Genomic DNA, 21,533 nt, shown 5'->3' with positions numbered 1-21,533 from the left:
ATCGGGACAAACAGGAAAGGAGACGAATGAAATGGCAAAAATGAAGAAAAAACAGCAGAATGAAAAACTGTATTGTCCCTACTGTGGCGGGCTGGCGGTGCTGCGTCCAGCAGAGTATGTTTATGGTGAGCGTAATTTAAATCCTGATAACTATTTGTATGTTTGCAGTGGTTACCCATCCTGTGATTCTTATATTGGAGTCCATAAAAAGAGTATGCGGCCTATGGGAACTCTGGCAAATGGGGATCTTCGCCATAAACGGATTGAAGCACACCGGGCGTTAAATAAGGTGGTACAGGCTGGCATCATGACCAAACATGGTGCTTATATCTGGCTGCAGAACCGCCTGTGCCTGCGGGAAAAGGACATGCACATTGGAATGTTCTCCGAGTACCGGTGTGAGGAAACTATTCGGGAGTGTAATACACTTATGGAACAATATGCAAAAACGAACCGAAGTTCTTCCTGCGAGAAGAAAATAATGGCAGCATGAGAAATGGAAAAAATATCCTGCGTATGCAGGCGGATGAGGAAGATGTCTACCACCTGATGGATCTAAGGGAACGGTATTTTGTACTGATCGGAGCAGGCTCCCTTATAGAGGGAATCGCGGCTTATTTTCTGTTTTTCCAGATCCGATGCTGGGATCTCATATATCTGTGTGCGGCACTTTTCCTTGGGATTTTTCTTCTTCTAAGGCAGTCAAACAAAATCAGTAAAAGAATCATGGAAGCGGAAGTCTGTTACATGGAGCTGGATGAATTCAGTCTGGCAGTCTGCCAGCCGGAAAAAAACGGGCATTATGAGTGCTGCCGGATCTTTTATGAGGAGATTGATAGAATCGTAGAAGGCAGTCGCAGAGGAATCCCGGAATTTTACATTGTGTTGGACGAAAACGAAAACCGGGAGAGCTTTTTCCTTCTGGACGAGGAAGAGCAGGACCGGACGATCTTCCTTGTCCGCTCGTTTGGATTTAATCATCAGAGGTTTACGGAGTTTTATAGGAAGCTCCGCTGGAATGTTCCCGGAAAAACCAGAATCATTGGAACGAAGAACCAGGAGGTATGGAACCTTCGAAAACCAAATATCGAAGTCTGCATTGTGGCAGGAATGATTGCCTGTTATGTGATTCCGAAACTCCTGGAAGTTATGAAGCTACACTAGGAGGAACTGGATTATGAAATGGTACACAGCCATTGGATGCAAAATGGAAGATGATGAGGGCAGGCTTCTGGTAAAGATTGGCGGTCAGGAAAAGGTGCTCACAGAGATGGAAGCTATGCTGTGGGCGGCCCTTACCTGGAGCCTCTGTGCGGAAAATAAAATTTATTCCCAGATGTACCGTGTCTTATGTATTACATTTGGGGAAGCACATGCAACTGAGTGGGCGGATGAAGAGGATTTTTTGTTTTGCTTAAGGCGCCTGAAAAAACGTGGTCTGGTAGCGGAGTGTGATGGCGAGAGTAAGGAGGAAGCTTTGTGGCTCCTTCTTAGTAAATCTGTGGTAGTACCTGTCACGGATTCGTTTTCAGAGCGGTTAGGCGCATTTGCAGACGATCTGGCACTTGGAAAAGGACTGAAAATCGCATTGCGGGCTTTTAAAAGGCCCGTGTTTACCTATGAAGAGCGAATGGTTCTACAGCAGCTTGCAGGTGGTGGCTATATTCCTTATCATCTGGCAGAGTTAACCAGACAGGCGGGTGCCGTTCCCCTGTCTGTGGAAGAACGAAAGATCGTTCAGAAACAGGTCTTGCAGGAATTCATGCAGATCCTGGTTTCCCTATTTAAGAAGAAACAGTTTGTAATCAGCTGCATCCAAGAAGGAGGTCTCCTTGAAGAAAAAGAAGAAATGGAAAACATGGCTGTCTGAGCAGTACCTAAAATACAGAGAACATTATACCGGGATACCGGGCTTTTTTAAAAAGAGAATTGTGAATACCTTACTGTTATCGTTTCTCTTATTGTATGGAGGCTGTGCCCTTGGTCTGGCGCAAAAATCAGCTGGATTTGTGGGATGGACAGTTTTTTTGGCAGTCTGTGGAATTGGGTATGCGGGGTATATTTATTACCTGGCAGTTACAAAATCCTATGAGGTGGTGGAAGGAACTGTGACAGAGATCCATGCGGAACTTCTTTTTGATGGTTTTAAGAGGGTTCTGGTGCAAGGGGATGATGGGATTACCACAGAGCTGCTGTTAAATAAAGAGACAGTTGTCATGTATGGAAAAGCCTACCGCTTTTATTTTAACCAGAATGCACATGCATTCTCAGGAATTCGAAGGTTGGATGCAGCTTTTGATTTTGGAAATTTTTTTGGAGTGGAGGAAGTAAAAGAGTAATCCGGGGCAGGGAGTACCAGGCATGGTTCGAGTCCATGCCGCCCTGTTTCCATGTAAACGCATGGAAAATATGTATAAAGGAGAGCTATGCAATATGGCGGAAACAAAATGTGGAACCGTGAAATGGTTCAGCGCAAAAAAAGGTTACGGATTTGTAACCGGGGAGGATGGCGAGGATTACTTCGCACATTTCTCCCAGATCAAGATGGAAGGCTTTAAAATGCTTTCCGGCAAGCAGCCTGTACAGTTTGAAGTTGGAACGGACGAAAATGGAAGGGCACTTGCAATGAATATCCTTCCCCTTTCGGTAGAGGAAGAGGCATAAAAGAAAACAAATTTTGAAACACAAAATATATAAAAAATGTGTTTGACAGCCACAACATGTTGTGGTAACCTTTAAATGAAATCATATTTTATCAGTCATCTATGGCTGATCTTATATTTTAGATCCGGACATTCCGGATGAATCTCTTTTGGGCGGTTCGCCCTAAACTCAGCAAATAAGTTAGAACATTGGAAGATACGAAAAGATAGGAATTCTTTTGGTGTCTTTTTTTGTTGCAAAATGAAGAAAAGGAGGAAGCAGAATGAGAAAAATCAAAGAGACCGTACTGGTCAAAATGGAAAAAAGGAATGCCAGATAACAGAAAAAGAAAGAAGAGGAGAACATTTTATGCAGGAAGTAAATTGGGATGCTGTAAATTTGTTAGAACTGGGAATGCTGCTTGATATGGCAAAAGATGGATATGAATTCCAGATTGCGGATGGAAGAATTAAGTCCATTGAAGTAAAGCTCCTGTCCTGAATGCAAAAGGAGGGGCTATGTACTATAAGGATGATTTTAATGTAACGTTTGAAGAGGAATCCGCTTTTTACAAGTATATGGATGATGTGGAAAAACGGGCCGAATGGTTCCGGGCACAAAGCAAGGATCTGACAGTGGAAGCGGTTACGAAGGACAGTACCTGCACCCCGATTGGGAATATCAATCTGGAATATTTAAAAGAGGATACCATAAATAATTCCGGGCTGCTGATTAAAACCCCAGACCGCAGCTGTTTTCTTGGCATATCTGCCATCAAAAGCTTAAAAGGCAGGGCCAGGATAGACGGAAAGGCGCTTGCAGAATTAGACAAAGAAACACTTGCCTATATCCTGAACAAATGTCTGAAGGTCTCCAGGGGAAAATCCCTGCTCCGCTTTTGTGAAGGCAAGGTGCGGGCAGTCCTGTCTGGCGACGAAAAAGACTATTCTATCTTGTCCATGCCAGAGGTCTATGAAATTGCAGGGGCTTATATCTACAGCGATTTTGAATACGCGTCTTTTAAATCCGGATGTGCGGACCATAATCTGGTAAATGCGACCTGGGAGCTAAGAGACCGGCGACTGACCGAAGCCTACAAGGAACTGCTGGAACGCTATGGGAAGACTTTTAACGGAGAGCTGTATGCTTCGGTCCGGATCACCACCTCCGATGTGGGAAGTTCAGGAGCCAATATCTTCTATACGGTGTCCGTTCAGAACCAATATATTGTATTGGGAGAAAACTTGAAAGTGCGTCACAAAAACTGCAAGGGTACCGAAGACTTCAACCAGAACATGGCTTCTATTTTTGAATACTATAAGGAAGCTCTGCAGGAGGTCCTGCGGCTTAGTGAAATCTGGGTGAACCATCCTGCCAATGCCATGATCGGCGTTATGAAGCAGGCTGGTTTTTCCAAAAAGCTGATTGCAGAAACGGTAGAGCGTTTTCGGGCGGCAGCAGGGGATGTCCCCTGTAGTGCCTACGAAATCTATTGCGGGATCTGTGATGTGATTTCCATTGCAAGGCAGCAGGAAACGAATGCGAGAGGACTACTTCTTTTGGAGGAAAAAGTGGCAGCCTGTGTAAGCAAACGTTGGCATGAGCTTGATATGCCAGGTGAAATTAAATATTAAATAATGACAAAGGCAGGAACCCCTGTCTTTTTGTATGAAGGAGGAACATATGCAGTATCCGGACTGGGTTATGGAAGCAAAAAAATCCAGGGAATTACTTTCGTGGATACAGGATCCGGTACACAGTATTAAAAAGTTTCATAGCCAGCTATTCATAAAGTGCCAGGAAGAAAACTGCATGTTATTTTATGCAGCTTCTGCTTGGAGGGATTGTTTACAGCTTCGGAAACCAAAGCTTTGCAGCATACTTTATCTGCCGGATTATTCTTTGTATGAGGCAGATTCTGTATTCTATCAGGCGGTCGGGATACCTGCCGATTTTCTTTTTCCGACGAAAGAAAGTCTGAAGAAAGAGGTGGAAATGAAGGTTACCCATTTGGTGAAAAACATGATGGATACAAACTGGGATCAGCTTTTGCTTAAGTACCAGCACCAGAGGAGTAGCCTTGTTCCAAATATAAACCGGATACAGGTAGAGGAAACTTCCAAGAGATTCCTGGAGGCTGGAATAAAGCCTGAGGAGCTGTTTTACAGTCCAAGCTTTACCTTTGAAAAAGCGCAGATGGAATATACGGATGTGATGTTTCTTTACACCTTGAACCATGCGAAGAAGGCTGTAAAAATGATCGCAGATAAGTGGCTTTCGGAATCTTTTTGGGAGATTTCGCAAAAAAGAATCTACATTGGCTGTGTGCGGGAAGAAATGAAAGAGCTGCAAAAAGGTGCAGCATAAAATAAGGAGGAACTGAATTTATGGGTAAATATGCGTATCTGAACCTGACTCAGAAAATGATTAAAATAAGAAAGATGGTGCCAAAGCTGTTAAGAAAACGTTACAGCGAAGAGGTGCCCTATGATTTTGTTAGATTGGATGATGTCTATGAATACCTCACCCCTGCCTTAAATAAATACGGCGTGGATTTTGAGGTCCTTGGTGAAGCATCCACGCAGCTGGATGCTTCTGGAAATCCAGCCTATCTGACACCGTTTGGCAATATGTGGCGGTATGAAGCGGATTTAAAGCTTTGCTGGACAAATGCAGATCATCCAGAAGAAAAAAATTACAGTGATATTCATGTAGTCGGAACCAATGAGATTCCAGACAAGGCCAAAGGTGCAGCCTGGAGCTACGGACTGAAGTATTATTTATTAAATAAATTCAACATCGTCCAGGCGACCACCGAGGATCCGGATATGCGAGGCCCTGCTCCGGATGGCGATAAAACAAAAAAAGAAAAAAGTGAGGAACCAAAGAAACCTGCAAAAAAACAGAACCAAAATGCGGTGCAGACAGAGCCAAAGAAGAAGAAAGCCAAAGAAGAGTCTGAAAATCCCCCGAAATCTGACTCTGCTTTCACTTCTACAAAAGAAACCGGGCAGTCTTTGAAGCAAAAAGAAACTACCTTGAAGACCGTTCGTAATGGAAACAGCAGAAGCAGTAAAAAGGCTGTTCCGGTTTCGGATGATTCTTTTGATCTTGAAATCAGTCCTGACGAGATCCGGGATGCACGCAAAGAGGAGGATGAAAATTTGCCTGGCCAGATGCAGTTTGGCATGGAAGAAAAAGATCTGGAAGAGAGTTTTCTGGAGGAAAACGAGTCTGAAGAAGAAACGCTTGGTACAAGTGAGGAATCCTTAGAGGAAACAGCAGATGAGATGCCAGACGAAGTGCCCGAGGATACAGAGCGTTTTGAAGCAGAAGCGGAAGAAATTTCTGGTGAAACCGAGGAAGAAGAGTTTCATTTTGTTCGTGCAGAAGACGAAAACCCCTTTGCAGATGACAGCGAAGAGGAAACAGACGAAGGCTTCGGTATGGAATCTGAGGAAGAAGAGCTGGAACGTGCCAGAAAGGTAATGTGTAACTTTGGCCTTTTTAGCGGAAAGACGCTGGGTGAGATGATGGAAACCCCAAAAGGGGCAGACACGGTCAGATGGATGGCAACCGGTTATTACGGCAGCAACGTGGAAATGGTAAATGCTGCGAAGATGATTGTGGCACATGAAAAACAGAACAGACTTGCAGCGTAAACGTATTGTGGCTCCGGGAGAATGGAGCCACATTTTTTAGGAGGGATTATGTACGAACATCCATTTACCATAAAAGAAGTGGCGTGGTTACTGTCCATCCGGTGCCTGGATGGAGGATCGGATCAGGAGTTTCCGGTGGAATGTCCCTATTGTGGCGATACCAGAGGAAAATGCAGCTTTTGCATCAGTAAAAATGGGGAGATCAAAAACGTTTTTCATTGTTTCCACTGCGGGCAGGGCGGAAATATGCTTACCCTGTATGCGGACATTATGGGGCTTTATGGAGAAGATCGGTGTAAGGTGGCCTATCAGGATATTGTAAACCGCCTGGAAACTGGCAGTCAGGGAGCTGGAAACAAACCCAAAAAGATAACCAGCCGCTATAAAGGAAAACCATCTGTCCCCAAACGATCCCCGGAGTATGTTGATTTTGTGTACCGTCAGATGATTGCCCTTATGCAGCTTCAGGATCTGCATAAAGCTGACTTTAAAAGACGCGGTGCTACGGATTTTGAAATCAAGGAACTGGAGAAAAAAGGATATAAAAGCGTGGAACCTAAAAATGCAAGGCTCCTTGCCAAAAAACTGGAAGAAAAAGGAATCCGGCTGGATGGAATTCCAGGCTTTTACCGGAACCGGGATGGCAAGTGGGAAGCCTCTTTTTATGAAGGAAACAAAGGCTACCTGTGCCCTGTGTATTCCCTGAATCAAAAAATAAAAGGGTTTCAGATCCGGGTTGACCATCCGGTGAACAAAAGAAAATACATCTGGTTTACCAGCAGCGGATTTGAGGGTGGAACTTCAAGCGGCAGTCCGGCCGGGATATCCGGTTATATCAGCCCGGTTCAGAAGAACATCCGGGTGACAGAAGGAATTTTAAAGGCTGAACTTGCCAGCATGAGAAGTGGATATCCCTATATTGGAATCCCCGGTGTGGGAAATTACAAAAGCCTGCAGCTGGTGTTGATGGAATTAAAAAGCAGGGGCTTACAAACCGTGTATGAGTGTATGGACATGGATAAGATGATGAATCTTACCTGTCGTTGTGACTGTATGGAAAAGTGCATCGTATGTGGGACACCAGAACGGTTGTTGAGAAAGCAGGAGTGCCCACAAAAAAGGAGAAAGCGTGATACCATCCGGAAAGGATGCCTTAAACTGTACGACATGTGCGAAAAGCTTGGGTTAAACTGCCAGAGAATCAGCTGGGATACAGATGAAAAAGGCTTGTGGCTTGGAAATTATAAAGGTGTGGATGACTGGCTTTATAGGAAACCACCACAGGAAAAAGAGCGGTTTTCCTGATTTAATCAGATAAAAAAGGGTCTGAAAATATTCAGATCCTTTTTTATCTGGCTAAATAAGCCAGAGGAAAGGAGAAACACAGATGGGAATTCGAGACAGACCATACCTCATAAGTACCAGGGACAGACCATTACCAAGCAGGAGAGGAGAAAAACATTGGGTAAATTTAAGAGAAAAAGATGGCTTGCGGGTGCAATGGCTTTTGTGCTGTGCTGCAGCAGCCTCACTTCGACAGGTACTTTTGCAGTATCCGCAGAGGCAGAGGAAGAGGTGGCGCAGGAAGCCGTATCCGAACAGATGGTAGAAAAATCAGAGGAAGAGTTGATTGCGGAAACGACCTCCGATCCTTCCCTTGCCCTTGAAATCGAGCAGGGAGCAGCCTTTGATGTCCAGAAAGATTTTACCGGACTGGGATTAAAGGACGGGGATAAAGCGGAGCTGAAAAAAGCAGCTATGGAGGACGGAACCAATTTTGATCCGGCAAGACCAGGAACCTATAAATGTGTCTACCGGATTACGCCAAAAGAGGGGGATTCTTATCTGGTTGCCAGGACCATCACGGTAACGGAAAAAGAGCCGGAGACTCAGGCAGCAGGAGATTCTGGTACAGAAGAGTCAGGGGACAGCGAGGATCCCGATCCTTTGCCAGAACAGCCGGTCGTGGTCGGGGAAGCTCGTTCGGAAGAGGAAAGCCAGGAGTCTGATCTGACAGAGGTACCAGAAGAAGGAGAAATTTCCGATGAAACTGTGAACCCAAGTGAGAATCCAGATAGTAACACTACAGAGTCCGAAGAGACTATATCCGAAGACGATGGCTTTGCCTCTGACATTTTACCAGAAGAGGAGTTTGATTCGGAACTGGAGCGTGCCGAGGAAGAGGTTACCGTAGATCCGGAAACTGGCCTGACGCTTGGCGAAGTGTTAGAGCAGGCAGAGGAACAGGAAATTGATTTTTTAAGCCTGGAAGAGGGCGAAACGGTTTCTTTTATTGCTACCTATGCCAGCACCAGAACCGATGTGGATGTGACAAGGGGAACCTGCTATTACTACAGTGATTATGGGCTTGGCAGTTATCTGACCTATAAATATACGGTCAAATTTGACAATGTCAGTGCAACCGCTTATTGTATTCAGCCCTCGAAAAACAGCCCTGGGGATGGTGTGTATAAGATTACCAAACTTGGGGATGGCAAAAAGCTTGCAAAAGTGTGCTACTACGGAACCAAAGCTTCTGGTGTAAATGGCTTTTTCAAACAGGAACATCCGGATTTTTCTGCAGGGAAACAGTTTGTTATCACTCATTTGGCCGTGTCTTATGCAAGTGGAGGTGACGATGCTTTTTCCGGGGCAAACTCTACCGGACAGGCTCTTGCCATGGAACTTTATGAATACTGCATGGCACAGCCGGATATCCCAGATGTTGCCATGGAGTTTTCCAATGACAACGTAACTGCTTATATAGATGGAAATGAGCAGCGTACCGAAGAAATCAAGTTTAAAGCGGATTCCTTACAGAACATTACCATGAAGCTTCCATCTGGCGTGGTTTTCCATAACGTGGATACAGGAGAAGCAAGTGCTGCCGGAGTCAGTATAAAATTATATGGTGGAACTACTTTTTACTTATCCGCACCGCTTGACCAGGCGGCAAAGGTAGCGGGAGCCTGGAAGTCTACGATGAAAGGTTACATTACGAAAGACTTTTCGGCGTATAAAGTAACGACCGGTACCGATACCCAGAACCTTGCCCTGGTATTCGGCGAGGGTGTGGACGATGAGAAATACGTTGATTTTTCCGTTACCTGGCTTCAGCAGGCTACTATCGAGATTATCAAAAAAGATAGGGGCTCCAATGCCCTGTTAGCAGGTGCGGTCTATGGTGTCTATAGCGACGAGGCATGCCAGAACCTGATTACAGAAATGCCGCCAACGGATGCAAATGGCGTTTCTTCTGTGACAATTGACAAAACCCAGGATGTGGTTTACTTAAAAGAGATCACAGGTCCCTCTGGCTACCTTGTGGATGCTACCGCCCACGGCGTGTCACTTGTGATGGGAAGCAAAGTTACACAGGAGCTGTTTGACGATGAGAAAAAGGCTTCCCTTACCGTTTACAAAGAGGGTGAGGTATTAACAGGGGCAGATGTAACGGATGAAAAGGTAACCTTCCGTTATGAAACAAGAAGGCAAAAAGGTGCGGTATATAATGTCTATGCAGGCGCTGACATTGTGGCTGCAGATGGATCTACTATTTATCAGAATGGTGCCCTTGTAAAAGAAGGTCTGACAACCGGTGAAGACGGAAGTGCAACCCTTGATAACTTAAACATAGGAACCTACGTGGTAACCGAGACACAGGCACCGGATAAGCTGGTCTGCACAGGCGAATCCCAAACCGTAACCTTATCAGCTGCCGGTGAAAATGAAGAAGTTTCTTTTAGCACGGTTACCTTTACCAACGACAGACAAAAAGCCTCCGTATCTTTGGTAAAACAGGATGGGGAAACCAGACAGCCGCTTACAGGTGCTGTTTTTGGAATGTATGCAGGGAATGATATTGTATCTGCAGACGGGAATGTGATCGTCAGAAAAGACACCCTGATTGAAAAGGTAGCTACTGGTACGGATGGAAAAGCAGGTTATACCGCAGACCTTCCGGTTAACAATTCCTACTATATCAAAGAACTTCAGGCACCCCAGATGTACGTGTTAAATACTTCTGATGTTTATTCCTTTGCATTTAATTATGCAGGGGATAAAGAGAAAAAAGTAGAATTTACACATACTTTTACAGATGAGCGCGTCCGTGTGAATATCCATCTTACAAAGGAAGACAGTGAGACGGGAAAGAACGCACAGGGAGATGCAACTTTAGAAGGTGCTGTTTATGGCCTATATGCAAGGGAAGCAATTGGTTACCCGGATGGCAGCAGCGGTGTCCTTTATCCAAAAGACGCCCAGGTTGCTACACTTACCACCGACAAAGCTGGAAATGCAAGTGTATCCGGTCTCTATCCTGGAAAATACTATGTAAAAGAGATTACTCCGCCTGCAGGTTATGTCCTGGATGAAGAAGAGCATGATGTGGAAGGCGGTTATGAAGGTGACCAGTTGAAAGAAATCGATTGTACCATTACAGTTGCCGAGAATGTGAAAAAACAGCCGTTCCAGCTGATTAAGGCTGCAAATAACGGAAAAACAGATGCCGATCTGTTAAAAGGCGCCGGATTTTCCGCTTATCTCGTAAGCAGCTTAAGTACAAAAGAGGATGGTTCCTATGATTTTGCAAATGCCATTCCTGTAGTACTGACAGAAGATGGAAAGACCGAGATCTTTACAGACGAAAAAGGCTATGCCTGCACAATCCCCCTTCCATATGGAACTTATGTGGTAAGGGAAACCACAACACCGCATAATTTTAAACCGGTTGCTGATTTTACGGTTATAATCAGCGAAAATAAGTCAGAGCCACAGGTTTGGCGGGTCCTTTTAGACGGAGAATTTTCTGCAAAACTAAAAATCATTAAACAGGATGATGAAACCAAGAAGCCGGTCCTGGTTGCAAACACCGAGTTTAAGATTTACAACCTGGATGAAGGAAAATACGTGGAGCAGACCACAACTTATCCAAGTACCGTTACCCATAAATCTTATTTTACGGATGAAAATGGTTATCTGATCCTGCCAAGTGCCTTAAAATGTGGCAACTACCGCATTGAAGAAGTGACTGCCCCGGACGGCTATACCCAGAATACCAATTTCGTTGAGATTAAAGTAGACAGCAACACTGCTTACCAGATGGATTCCACAACTGGGGATGCGATCATCACGGTTGTCTATGAGAACCATCCGGCAAAAGGAAAGCTCATCATCCATAAATCTGGGGAAACCTTAAAATCTTTCAAAAAAGATTTTATCTACGAGGAAACTTCCCTTTCTGGTGCTGAGTTTGCGGTTTATGCCGCAGAGGATATTTATACCCCGGATCACCAGGTGGATGAAGCGGGCAACCGCACTGTCATTTACCCAAAAGATACGCTGATCCAGAAGGTTACCACAGATGAAAAAGGAGAGGCCATTCTAAATGATCTGCCCCTTGGTACCTACCGTGTTGTGGAAACCAAAGCACCAACCGGGTTTGTCATTAACTCGGACAGCCAGGAGCTTACCTTCCTGTATAAAGATCAGAACACTCCAGTTGTGGAAGAAACCGTGGAATTTTCCAATAAGCGCCAGAAGGTAGAACTTAAAGTGGTGAAAGAGGATGCCGAAACTGGTAAAAAGCTGGAAGGTGCCGAGTTTGGAATTTATAACAATAATGACATTTATTTCGGCGATAAGGTAATTGTAAAGGCAGATACCCTGCTTCAGAAGGTAAAGAGTGACAAAAATGGGCTGGCACAGATTACCCTGGACCTGCCGCTTGGCAAGTATTATGTGAAAGAGCTTCAGGCACCGGATGGCTATGTTTCCTCGGATGAAATCCTGGAATTTGATGCCAGCTACCAGGGACAGGATGTAAAAGTAATCAAATTAAAAGCCACCAAGAAAAACCAGCCAACCACCGTGGAAATCACAAAGGCAGATGTAACGACCGGCGTGGAACTGGACGGAGCTTCCTTAATTATCCTAAATAAAAAAGGCGAAGTGGTAGATTTCTGGACATCTGTAAAAGACAAGCCGCATGTAATCAAAGGCTTAAAGGTTGGAGAAATCTATACTCTCAGGGAACAGATCGCACCATACGGCTATTTACGCACCACTGATATCAGCTTTCAGATTTCCGATACCGCAGAGGTACAGAAGGTAAAGATGGAAGATGATGTGCCGATTGCACGCCTGCTGGTAAATAAAAAAGGGGAGTTCATAGATGATGTTACCCTACTTGACAATGCAAAAGGTGTGGTAGAGCATTTCTTTAGTTATGTAACCGGAAGCCTGATGGATGTTTCCTTTAACGTGTACGCAGCTGAGGATATTAAAGCAGCGGATGGTGTCAGTGAAAATTACTATACAAAAGATCAGCTGGTGGGTACCATCACAACCGACGGAACAGGTATCGCAGAGCTTGACAATCTGCCTCTTGGTAAATATTACATTATCGAAAAAGAAACCTCCTATGGATATGTATTGGATGATGAGCCAAGATATGTAGACCTTACCTACCGTGACCAGGATACCCCGGTGGTAACCTATAGTGCAGACTGGCAGAACCGCCGCCAGAAGGTGCAGGTAAATGTTCTGAAAAAAGAAAAGGACAGCGACAAGGTTCTCTCCGGAGCCATCTTTGGACTGTATGCAGCGGAAGATATTGTATCGGCAAGCGGCAAAGTTCTGATTGAGAAGGATACTATCATTGAATTGAAGACCACAGATGAAAGCGGATGGATTCACTTTATGGCGGACCTTCCGATCAATGCAAAGTATTACCTCAAAGAAATCTATGCACCAAACGGGTATGTGCGTGGAACCGAAATTCAGGAATTTACCTTCGAATATCAGGGCGACAAAACCACCCAGGCTGTTTATGAGTTTATTTTTGAGGATATGCAGACCTCTGTGGAACTTTCCAAAGCGGACTTAACAGATGGAAAAGAGCTTCCTGGTGCATCCCTGCAGGTATTGGATTCCAATGGAACTGTTGTGGATGAATGGATTTCTACCGAAGAACCACATATGATCCGTGGCCTGTTAGTGGGGGAAACCTATACGATGGTGGAAACCAAACCAGCAGACGGCTATACCACTGCAGAGAGCATTGAGTTTAAAGTGGAAGATACAGCCGAAGTTCAGAAGCACCAGATGCTAGATGATGTAACAAAAGTGGAAATCAATAAAACCGATGTGACAGATTCCAAAGAAATCCCAGGTGCGAAGCTGACCATCCTGGATAAAGATGGAAAAGTAGTAGAAAGCTGGGTATCGAAAAAAGATCCGCATATGGTGGAAAAACTTCCGGTTGGAACCTATACCCTTCGAGAAGAACAGGCCCCGGATGGTTACCTGGTTGCAGAAGAGGTATCTTTCGAGGTTAAAGATTCCGGAGAAGTCCAAAAGGTTGAGATGAAAGATGCCCGCCCAGTTGGAAAACTGGTTCTTAAGAAAACCGATGCAGAAGATGGCTCCCCTCTTTCCGGAGCGGAGTTTGAGCTTCGAATCAAGAAATCTGGAAAAGTTGTGGCAACCCTTGTCACAGATGAAGAGGGTGTTGCCACAAGCGGAGACATTCCAATCGCTTCTTATAAAGATGGAAAGATGAAAAAAGAAATCGAGTACATCCTGGTGGAAACCAAAGCGCCGGATGGCTATGTGAGAAGCGAAAAAGAGGAATCCGTTGTATTTGAATACAAGGACGGTAAGACGAAAGAGATTGAAATTACCAAAGAGCTTACCAATGAGCGGATCCCGACTGGCGGCTATGTAAAATCCCCGAAAACAGGAGATGACACTAACATTTGGCTGCCAATCCTTCTTCTTGTTTTATCGGTGGGCGGAATTGCTGGAATCTTCTGGTACACCAAAAAGAAAAATCACGAGGAATAAGAAAACTGGACTGTCACGTTTGTGGCGGTCCTTTTTTCTTGCAAAAACATTGGAAATGGAGGAAGTTATGAAGCAGGTAAAAGAAATGGGGATTGTAGCGGTGTGCCTTTTGCTGCTTGGCTTTGGTATCTGTATGGGAATCGGAACTTATCTTATGTACCGGGATGGAGAAGAGGAATATGACAACCTGCGGGAATACGTTGCCGTGGAAGAACCAAAAGAAAGGAAAGATGGAGAAACACCAGAGGAAAACCAGGAAGAAACGGTTACCGTGGATTTTGAAGCTCTAAAGAAAATAAATCCAGAGATCATTGCCTGGATACGGATCCCGGACACCAGGATTGATTATCCGGTTGTGCAGGGAACTGACAATGAATATTATCTGAAGCATACCTTTAAAAAGACGGAACATGTGGCAGGAAGTATTTTTCTGGATAAAGATAATAGTCCGGATTTTACCAACCGTAAAACTATTCTATACGGGCATAATATGAAAGATGGCAGCATGTTTCAGGGGCTGCATAAATATGAAAGTGAATCGTATTTACAGGAGCATAATAAGGTATATCTGTATTTACCAGATGGGGAAGCCTTAACCTATACCGTCATAAAATGTGGCTATGTAAAAGCGGATAGTGATACCTTCTGGCTGGGAGAACAGGTGGAGACCAGGACACTTTTGTTATCCACCTGCGGCTCTGATTCTTTAAAACGGCTAGTGCTTTTTTGTGAACTGCCAGAGAAAGGTGAAGAGTCAGAGACAAATGGTGAGGATATAAGTATAGAAGTCTTTTAATTGCAGGAAGTTAAAATGCCATCTTTGATAGCAAAATTATCAAAGATGGCATTGTTTAGAAAGTGAAACTTAATTCGAGTTATTATGGCGTTTCCATATTTGCAGAAAAGGAAGTTATGGTCTCTGATTGCTTTGTGTGAAATTTTAACTGATTTTCAATATCACGTCCAGCGTACATTACTCTAAGAATTGTTACGACTTTCTTATTGGAATCAGGAATATAAAATATCACATAATTATCTACAGGTAATACACGAAGTCCACGACTTTTCCATGGTTCATTTTCATATTTTCGATACCGTTCTGGCATAATATCCAGACTTAAAATCTGTTCTTCAAGACGATCAAGCTGTCCGCTTGCATTTTCAGGGGATTGCAATTCAAATGCAATATATTCAAAAATCCCTCTTAAATCGTTGTCAGCCTGTTCAGATAATTCAACCTCATAGATCATATGCCATAATCATTGCGGATATCTGCAAAGGCTTTTTTCGCATTTTTAGCCCGTCCAGCTTGCATATCCGAATATCCTTTCTCCAATTCTTCATTGAATTCTGTTTCAGATAATGTATGAATGTCAACTGGTCTTGAAGATGGTAATTTCACTTCAAATGGAAGTCCCCTCTGTAAAATAATCTGTTTATAAAACATATTAATAGCACTGGAAGCTGGAATTCCAAGCGTAGACAAAATGTTTTCTGCTTTTTCTTTTACATCTGGTTCGATTCGTGCATATAAATTTGCTGATTTTGCAGCCATATAGATCCGCTCCTTTCAAGAGAAATAAGATATCTATAGTTATTATACACAAATGTCAGTACAATAGCAATACAATCTTGGGATTGAATCAGGTATAAATGGTGAATAGCTACTGTTCTGGAGACGATAAGATATATAGCAGAATATCTTCTTGACTATGATATATATCGCGATATGTACTAAACATAGAAAAGGAGCTTTGCTATGATGACAGCAAAATTGTTTGAAGATGCAGTGCAGAGTGCAACGGTGGAATCTGTTCATGCAGATTATATCATTACAAGAAATTTGAAAGATTTTACCAAAAGTAAAGTTATGGCATTTACACCAACCGAACTTTGGGCAAGAATTTGACTCTTGTGGTAAAAATGAAAAACATATTGTTTATAACACAAAATACAGAAAATGAATTGTTGACGCATACTATATCTTGTGTTATTATGATTTTGAGATTTGTATTTGTGCCTGTAAAACAGGTAAAAAAATTTGGTTTCGGAGAAGCCCGAAAGAAAAATATGAGGAACATGGTTCCTGCCTTTTGTGAGAAATTAGGTCATTTAGAATGAAACGTTCTAAGTGGCCTTTTTTTATTGCAAAAAAACAAATACGAATCAACATCTTGAAAGGAGGAAAAATAAAAAATCCAAAAGAAAGGAGATCGGAAGAACTGGTAAAAGAAGGAAAATGATAACGGACATTTGGGATTCATTCTGAATGTTTTTTGTTATCGAATCAAAACAACAAGGAGTGTGCACATGAATAAGTCTATATTTATCGGACGGATGGCAACGGATCCAAAGGTGATGTCTTCAGCGGGAAAAAAGACAGTCGCGTATTTTCGGATTGCGGTTGAGCGAAATTTCAAGCAGGAAGGAGCTCCGAATGCTGATTACTTTAGCTGTGTCACATTTGGGGAAAGAGCTGAGTTTGTAGCAAAGTATTTTTATAAGGGCAAAAAAATCGCTTTAGAGGGCGAGATGCATAATGATAACTATACAGGTAATAGTGGCGAAAAAGTATATGGTATGAGACTGCTTGTAAACGACATTGAGTTTGTAGACAGTAAGGACGAAAGTGAAAATGTGAGCCAGAACGGACGTACCAATCGGAATTCCTCACAGCCCTCACGAAATAGTGGATCAAATTCCAATGGACGATCCAGCCAGAATCCAGGAAATTCCTATCAAAATTCGCCATACTACAAAAACACGAACCAGGGGAAAACAAACCGTACAGGAAGTAAACCACAAAGAGCCCAGTCTTCACGCCAGACTTCACAAAACCGCTACAACGTAGACGAGGAATTTATGAATATGGGAAATGAAGAGATGGGAGATTTTTGCTGATAACAAAGGAGAAAAAATGGAACGAGTAAAAAAATGGTGCCAGGCACACCAAAAAGCCTGCCTGATAACTGGAATTATAGGAATGCTTCTGTCACCCTTTTTATGGCCGCTGTTTTTAGCAGTGATTGTACAGAGTCTGACACTGGGGCTTCCAATTGCAGCAGGTATCTATTGTTACAAATATCTAAATGAAAAAAAGGAGAATCCGAATGAGAATGATGAACAAAAACACAGCCACCCTGAAACCAAGAAACCAGCTCCCGGTAAAGTACGCGGTCATGCTGAAGCGCCCGGTGGCGTTCAAAAGAGTCCGGATGAAACGCGGTCAGAACCGGTAAAACAGAGGAGAAAGCAAGGAAGAAAACAGGGAAGAAAAAGAGGTGTTTCCGGAGGTGATGGACCAAAATGAAATGTAAAGCAGTCCGGTGTATCTATTACAATGCAGGAAATGGATACACCGTTGCCTCCTATGTAACGGAAGAAACCCTTCCCAAGGAAGTAAGCAGCCAGAAAAATGGCAGATATGGCATGTTTATGGCAATTGGAAATGAGCTTCCCACAGAGGATGGCCTTGAAGTAGAACTGAACGGAACCTGGAAAGACGGAAAATTTGGAATGCAGTATAAGGTTTCTTCTTTTCAGATTGCATTACCCACGAGCACAGAAGGAATCAAGGCATACCTGGCCTCTGACCTAATTAAGGGAATCGGGCCAGTACTTGCCGAGCGGATTGTAGACCGTTACCAGGAAAATACGTTTGAAGTTCTTGAAAAAAATCCTGAGAAGTTACTGGAAATCAAAGGCATTACCCGAAAAAAGCTCTCAGAGATTCTGGAAGGATACCGTGGCAGCGAGACTTTGCGGCAGTTAATGGTGACCTTATCTCCCTTTGGGGTGACACCAAGGAAGGTGGCGCAGATCCAGGAACACTTTGGAAATGCAGCCCCACTTATTATTCAGAACACGCCATTTCGTTTGTGCGAGATTCCTGGGTTTGGATTTCTAACGGTGGATCCGATTGCGGTAAAAGCAAAGAATTTTAAGCCAGATGAGCCTATGCGGATCAAAGCAGCGATTCTTCATATTATGTCGGAAGCAGAGGGCGAAGGCCATCTATACCTGACTTGTGAGGAAATCTTAAAGCGGACAGCCCTGCTTTTAAACCATAAAAAGGAAACCGGACTGGTGCCAGAAAGAGCCATCCGGGATGCTGGAAATGAAATGATCCGTAAGGATGGGACCCTGGTGTGTAGTGATGGCGGATTTTATTTAAAGAATAGTTTTCGTGCAGAGCTTGGAGCAGCTGCATCTCTGGTCAAACTGATCCTGCGAGGTGGGACACAAAGTTATCAGGTGGACTCCATTATAAGCAGCATTCAGAAAAAAGAGAAGATTCTATTAAATGCCAGGCAAAAAGAAGGAATTTTAAGAGCATTTCAATATCCGGTTACCATCATTACCGGAGGACCTGGACGTGGAAAGACAACAGACATCAGCTTTATCATTGAGGTAGAGAAAATTCTTCATAAGAACGCGGAGATACTGTTATGTGCTCCAACTGGTCGTGCCAGACGAAGGATGAGTGACTGTACTGCTTACCCCGCCCTGACGATTCATAAAGCAATTGGGTTAAAAGGAGAAGCGGGTGAGGAAGAATGGGATGAAGAGAGTATGCTGGAGGCATCTCTTATCATTGTGGATGAGTGCAGTATGATCGACATGCCACTTATGGATAAGTTTTTGTCCCGGGTGCCTATTGGAACCCGCCTGGTATTCTTAGGCGATAAAGACCAGCTGGAATCAGTGGGACCGGGAAATGTATTTAAAGAGATGATCGAATCTGGTGTGATTCCAGTTACGATACTAACAGAGAGCTTCCGTCAGGAAGGAAAATCCACGATTATTCAGAATGCGGATAAGATAAACGAAAGGAAAACCAATCTGGTTTTTGATGATACGTTCCAGTTTTATCCGGCAAAAGATGATGAAGAAGCAGCTGAAATTATCCAGAAGCTCTACCGGGAAGAACTTCAAAAAAACGAAAACCGGGTAGAAGGGGTTCAGGTGCTCTCCCCGCTTCGAAAGGATACGAAGGTAGGTGCAGATGCATTAAATCCTGTCCTTCGGGATATCGTGAATCCGAAACGGTACGGTTATCCGGAAATTAAGAATGGATCGACTACATATCGGGAGAGAGATCTCGTTATGCAGCTGAAAAATGAGGAAGATGTGGCAAACGGTGACGTGGGAGAAGTCCTAAATATCTATAAAGCAGACGGGAAAAGCAGGATGCGTGTAGATTTTGGGGATGGAAAAATCATGGAATATACCGAAGGGGATATATGGCCGCTAAATCTGGCTTATTGTATCACAGTCCATAAGGCACAGGGTTCGGAATATCCAGTGGTGATTCTGCCAATGCTCACCTGTTTTTATCGGATGCTGCGGAAAAATCTTTTCTATACCGCAGTCACAAGAGCAAGGCGTGGGGTGAAAATAGTAGGAAGTAAAAAGGCAATGGTAATCGCAATCAAAAACGATACGGTAAGTAAACGAAATACCATGTTTGGTTACCGGATCAAAAAGATTTACAAAGCCTACCTGGAACAGGAAAAGAAATCAGCATAACAAACAAAGATCAGCAGGATATGAGACGCGAAATGCTCATACCCTGCTTTTCCATATGGAGGAATCAAAATGCCAGAAATCTGTTTTTATGAACCATGGACCTATCAATTGGCATTGCCAGAAAAAATTGAGGCATATTTAAAGTTTGCAAAGAAAAAAAGAATCAGCTATGAAGCGGAAGACTGCTCCAGATATAATACGCGGACAAATGGAAAATCTGCAAAGCTTCATCCGCCTACTTTGGCTGCTATTTTTAAGCTTTTTGGAATGAAAGAGAAAGAAGAAGGTGCTGCCGGAATTCAGCTGGCAGAAAAGTCTGTTCGTTATTTTTGCCTGGAATACCCGGTGGAGCAGGAACTTTGTGTCATGACGTACAATTATCAAAACGGAAGATTCTGTGGAATTAGAAAGAAAAATGATCCCGCAGGAGAAACAACAAAGATGCCTGGCGTTTTAAAGGGAAAATCTACCGGGGAAGAGTATCTTGCAATGCTTGTCCTTGCAAGTATAGTTCCCGAAAGCCAGTATTACGACGATGAGTTTCATACCTGCTTTGATGAACTGAAACGTGCTGTAAAAGCAGGACTGGCGGGGCAGGCGCTCAAAATGTCCTTTCGCTGCTGCGATAACCTGTATCTGCGGATGACTGCCACAACGGAGGATGCCATTTCTTTTGACCGGAACCAGTTTGCGGAAGGAAAACTGAAGGATAGTTTTCACCCCTTTGACCTGAACTCCGGAATTTATGCGCCAAATGCCTGTATAATTGGCACTTTTAAGGTGCTGGGAGTAAAAGGAAGGAAGAAAGGTGCTGCTATTTCGGAGTTAAAGATGGAGTATGCAGGACATTTTAATTGCCGGCATGGTGAAAAAGAGAGGATCCCCACGCTTCCAGAGGATTACATTGTGAGCCAGGAGGTGGAAGAAATCCTGGAAATGGTCGTTCATACCCCGGCAAGGCTTTTTATGATGACGGGGGAAGCTGGAACTGGAAAAACCACAGATGCCAGGATGATCGCACAGATATTAGGTCTTCCCTATTATGTATTTACCTGTGGACCTGGTACAGATGAGCTGGAGCTTCTTGCAAGTACGGTACCAAACATGGGAACGAAAAACAAAACGCTTCCAGTGCTTCCAGTCTTTTACGACCTTCAGATGGATCCAGCTTCCGCACTTTGTGTACTTAGCGGAACCTATGAAGAGGGCATTTCAGAAGAAGCTGCATTTGAAAAACTTTTGCGCCTTGCGTATGAAAAAGGATATGAAAGTGCAAGGGCAGAGAAGGATTTTTTGTTGCGGGAATCAGAGATCATAAAAGCGTGCCGCCTTCCTTCCGTTTTGGAAATTCAGGAGCCGTCCATGATTGAAAAACCAGGAACGCTTACAAGACTGAACTCCCTTTTTGATGACGGAGCAGTGACGGATCTGATTAATGGGGAAAAAATACGGCGAAATCCGAATACCATTATCATTATGACTACAAACCTGGATTATGTGGGCTGCGGAAACTTTAACCAGTCGGTATTATCCCGAATGAGCCTGATCCAGCCCAAGCAAAATCTCACAGAAGAGGAAATGAAGCGGCGGGTTATTGCACGTACCGGATATGCGGATGAGAAAGGCTTAAACTTTATGGTTTCGGCCGTTCGAAAAATCCATGCTTATCTGAAGGAAGAAGATCTTCAGGATGGTGTGTGCGGTTATCGGGAACTGGAAAACTGGGTGCGTACCTTTCAGGCAATTAAAGATGTCAGGCGCGCGGCACAGGTTGCGGTTATCAGTAAAGCCACAATGGATCCGGAGGAACAGGAACATCTGATGAAGACCTATGTGGAACCGTATTGTTAG

The 21,533-nt window shown here is 43.7% G+C and carries 19 protein-coding genes; 17 read left to right on the top strand and 2 right to left on the bottom strand.

Annotated features, from left to right (window positions below):
- The first annotated feature begins 31 nt into the window (after nt 1-31).
- From I2D69_RS09625 to srtB, 12 genes are all read left to right on the top strand, one after another.
- Nucleotides 32-493 (top strand): zinc-finger-containing protein, encoded by a 462-nt coding sequence (locus I2D69_RS09625; protein WP_173718703.1) that lies wholly within the window; start codon nt 32-34, stop codon nt 491-493.
- The gene (locus I2D69_RS09620) at nt 490-1,164 is read left to right on the top strand and encodes a hypothetical protein (protein WP_227198969.1); all 675 of its coding nucleotides are present in this window, start codon (nt 490-492) and stop codon (nt 1,162-1,164) included. Before I2D69_RS09625 ends, I2D69_RS09620 begins: the two co-directional genes overlap by 4 nt.
- A gap of 13 nt (nt 1,165-1,177) precedes the next feature.
- Nucleotides 1,178-1,870, top strand: coding sequence for a hypothetical protein (locus I2D69_RS09615; RefSeq protein ID WP_173718704.1), 693 nt, complete (start codon nt 1,178-1,180; stop codon nt 1,868-1,870).
- Nucleotides 1,833-2,339 carry a hypothetical protein gene (locus I2D69_RS09610; RefSeq protein ID WP_173718705.1) on the top strand — a complete coding sequence of 169 codons (507 nt, stop codon included), beginning with the start codon at nt 1,833-1,835 and terminating at the stop codon, nt 2,337-2,339. The genes I2D69_RS09615 and I2D69_RS09610 overlap by 38 nt, the downstream gene beginning before the upstream one ends.
- 94 nt (nt 2,340-2,433) lie before the next feature.
- Nucleotides 2,434-2,664, top strand: coding sequence for a cold shock domain-containing protein (locus I2D69_RS09605; RefSeq protein WP_173718706.1), 231 nt, complete (start codon nt 2,434-2,436; stop codon nt 2,662-2,664).
- A 348-nt stretch (nt 2,665-3,012) separates the two neighbouring features.
- A complete protein-coding gene (locus I2D69_RS20465; protein WP_255610563.1) occupies nt 3,013-3,144 on the top strand; it encodes a hypothetical protein in 132 nt (43 codons plus the stop codon).
- Between the two features lie 17 nt (nt 3,145-3,161).
- On the top strand, nt 3,162-4,277 hold the full coding sequence (locus I2D69_RS09600) for a hypothetical protein (protein WP_177968285.1): 1,116 nt from the start codon (nt 3,162-3,164) through the stop codon (nt 4,275-4,277).
- Nucleotides 4,278-4,326: 49 nt separating this feature from the next.
- On the top strand, nt 4,327-5,010 hold the full coding sequence (locus tag I2D69_RS09595; RefSeq protein ID WP_207741807.1) for a hypothetical protein: 684 nt from the start codon (nt 4,327-4,329) through the stop codon (nt 5,008-5,010).
- A gap of 20 nt (nt 5,011-5,030) precedes the next feature.
- Entirely contained in the window at nt 5,031-6,305 is a 1,275-nt protein-coding gene (locus tag I2D69_RS09590) for an ERF family protein (RefSeq protein ID WP_195379827.1), read from the top strand.
- Nucleotides 6,306-6,353: 48 nt separating this feature from the next.
- Nucleotides 6,354-7,610 (top strand): hypothetical protein, encoded by a 1,257-nt coding sequence (locus I2D69_RS09585; protein WP_195379826.1) that lies wholly within the window; start codon nt 6,354-6,356, stop codon nt 7,608-7,610.
- Between the two features lie 156 nt (nt 7,611-7,766).
- A complete protein-coding gene (locus I2D69_RS09580) occupies nt 7,767-14,153 on the top strand; it encodes a SpaA isopeptide-forming pilin-related protein (RefSeq protein WP_331464850.1) in 6,387 nt (2,128 codons plus the stop codon).
- Nucleotides 14,154-14,220: 67 nt separating this feature from the next.
- Nucleotides 14,221-14,949: a class B sortase gene (gene srtB, locus I2D69_RS09575; RefSeq protein WP_195379825.1), complete on the top strand. Its 729-nt coding sequence runs from the start codon at nt 14,221-14,223 to the stop codon at nt 14,947-14,949.
- 82 nt (nt 14,950-15,031) lie between these two features.
- On the opposite strand, the gene I2D69_RS09570 is transcribed toward srtB, so the two are convergent.
- Together I2D69_RS09570 and I2D69_RS09565 are read right to left on the bottom strand one after the other, a co-directional pair.
- Nucleotides 15,032-15,403 (bottom strand): type II toxin-antitoxin system RelE/ParE family toxin, encoded by a 372-nt coding sequence (locus tag I2D69_RS09570; RefSeq protein ID WP_118580600.1) that lies wholly within the window; start codon nt 15,401-15,403, stop codon nt 15,032-15,034.
- Nucleotides 15,400-15,708 carry a type II toxin-antitoxin system RelB/DinJ family antitoxin gene (locus tag I2D69_RS09565; protein WP_118580603.1) on the bottom strand — a complete coding sequence of 103 codons (309 nt, stop codon included), beginning with the start codon at nt 15,706-15,708 and terminating at the stop codon, nt 15,400-15,402. The genes I2D69_RS09570 and I2D69_RS09565 overlap by 4 nt, the downstream gene beginning before the upstream one ends.
- A gap of 204 nt (nt 15,709-15,912) precedes the next feature.
- On the opposite strand from I2D69_RS09565, the gene I2D69_RS09560 reads away from it, so the two are divergent.
- The 5 genes from I2D69_RS09560 to I2D69_RS09540 all read left to right on the top strand — a co-directional run bounded on the left by I2D69_RS09560 (nt 15,913) and on the right by I2D69_RS09540 (nt 21,533).
- A complete protein-coding gene (locus I2D69_RS09560) occupies nt 15,913-16,062 on the top strand; it encodes a hypothetical protein (RefSeq protein ID WP_226855071.1) in 150 nt (49 codons plus the stop codon).
- A 401-nt stretch (nt 16,063-16,463) separates the two neighbouring features.
- On the top strand, nt 16,464-17,054 hold the full coding sequence (locus tag I2D69_RS09555; protein ID WP_173718710.1) for a single-stranded DNA-binding protein: 591 nt from the start codon (nt 16,464-16,466) through the stop codon (nt 17,052-17,054).
- Between the two features lie 16 nt (nt 17,055-17,070).
- A complete protein-coding gene (locus tag I2D69_RS09550) occupies nt 17,071-17,463 on the top strand; it encodes a DUF4870 domain-containing protein (protein ID WP_147422317.1) in 393 nt (130 codons plus the stop codon).
- The gene (locus I2D69_RS09545; protein WP_195379824.1) at nt 17,460-19,682 is read left to right on the top strand and encodes an ATP-dependent RecD-like DNA helicase; all 2,223 of its coding nucleotides are present in this window, start codon (nt 17,460-17,462) and stop codon (nt 19,680-19,682) included. The genes I2D69_RS09550 and I2D69_RS09545 overlap by 4 nt, the downstream gene beginning before the upstream one ends.
- A 69-nt stretch (nt 19,683-19,751) precedes the next feature.
- Entirely contained in the window at nt 19,752-21,533 is a 1,782-nt protein-coding gene (locus I2D69_RS09540) for a hypothetical protein (RefSeq protein WP_195379823.1), read from the top strand.

Origin of the sequence: Ruminococcus sp. D54t1_190329_F1 (assembly GCF_015551645.1) — a bacterium.
GTDB lineage: Bacteria > Bacillota > Clostridia > Lachnospirales > Lachnospiraceae > Blautia_A > Blautia_A faecis.
The sequence above is the reverse complement of the archived record's forward strand: the minus strand, read 5'-3'. Positions and strand labels throughout refer to the sequence as shown.

Coding starts and splice junctions, on each gene's coding strand:
- I2D69_RS09625 (WP_173718703.1), top strand. CDS start 32: ATGGCAAAAATGAAGAAAAAACAGCAGAATGAAAAACTGTATTGTCCC.
- I2D69_RS09620 (WP_227198969.1), top strand. CDS start 490: ATGAGAAATGGAAAAAATATCCTGCGTATGCAGGCGGATGAGGAAGAT.
- I2D69_RS09615 (WP_173718704.1), top strand. CDS start 1,178: ATGAAATGGTACACAGCCATTGGATGCAAAATGGAAGATGATGAGGGC.
- I2D69_RS09605 (WP_173718706.1), top strand. CDS start 2,434: ATGGCGGAAACAAAATGTGGAACCGTGAAATGGTTCAGCGCAAAAAAA.
- I2D69_RS20465 (WP_255610563.1), top strand. CDS start 3,013: ATGCAGGAAGTAAATTGGGATGCTGTAAATTTGTTAGAACTGGGAATG.
- I2D69_RS09600 (WP_177968285.1), top strand. CDS start 3,162: ATGTACTATAAGGATGATTTTAATGTAACGTTTGAAGAGGAATCCGCT.
- I2D69_RS09595 (WP_207741807.1), top strand. CDS start 4,327: ATGCAGTATCCGGACTGGGTTATGGAAGCAAAAAAATCCAGGGAATTA.
- I2D69_RS09590 (WP_195379827.1), top strand. CDS start 5,031: ATGGGTAAATATGCGTATCTGAACCTGACTCAGAAAATGATTAAAATA.
- I2D69_RS09585 (WP_195379826.1), top strand. CDS start 6,354: ATGTACGAACATCCATTTACCATAAAAGAAGTGGCGTGGTTACTGTCC.
- srtB (WP_195379825.1), top strand. CDS start 14,221: ATGAAGCAGGTAAAAGAAATGGGGATTGTAGCGGTGTGCCTTTTGCTG.
- I2D69_RS09570 (WP_118580600.1), bottom strand. CDS start 15,403: ATGATCTATGAGGTTGAATTATCTGAACAGGCTGACAACGATTTAAGA.
- I2D69_RS09565 (WP_118580603.1), bottom strand. CDS start 15,708: ATGGCTGCAAAATCAGCAAATTTATATGCACGAATCGAACCAGATGTA.
- I2D69_RS09560 (WP_226855071.1), top strand. CDS start 15,913: ATGATGACAGCAAAATTGTTTGAAGATGCAGTGCAGAGTGCAACGGTG.
- I2D69_RS09555 (WP_173718710.1), top strand. CDS start 16,464: ATGAATAAGTCTATATTTATCGGACGGATGGCAACGGATCCAAAGGTG.
- I2D69_RS09550 (WP_147422317.1), top strand. CDS start 17,071: ATGGAACGAGTAAAAAAATGGTGCCAGGCACACCAAAAAGCCTGCCTG.
- I2D69_RS09545 (WP_195379824.1), top strand. CDS start 17,460: ATGAAATGTAAAGCAGTCCGGTGTATCTATTACAATGCAGGAAATGGA.
- I2D69_RS09540 (WP_195379823.1), top strand. CDS start 19,752: ATGCCAGAAATCTGTTTTTATGAACCATGGACCTATCAATTGGCATTG.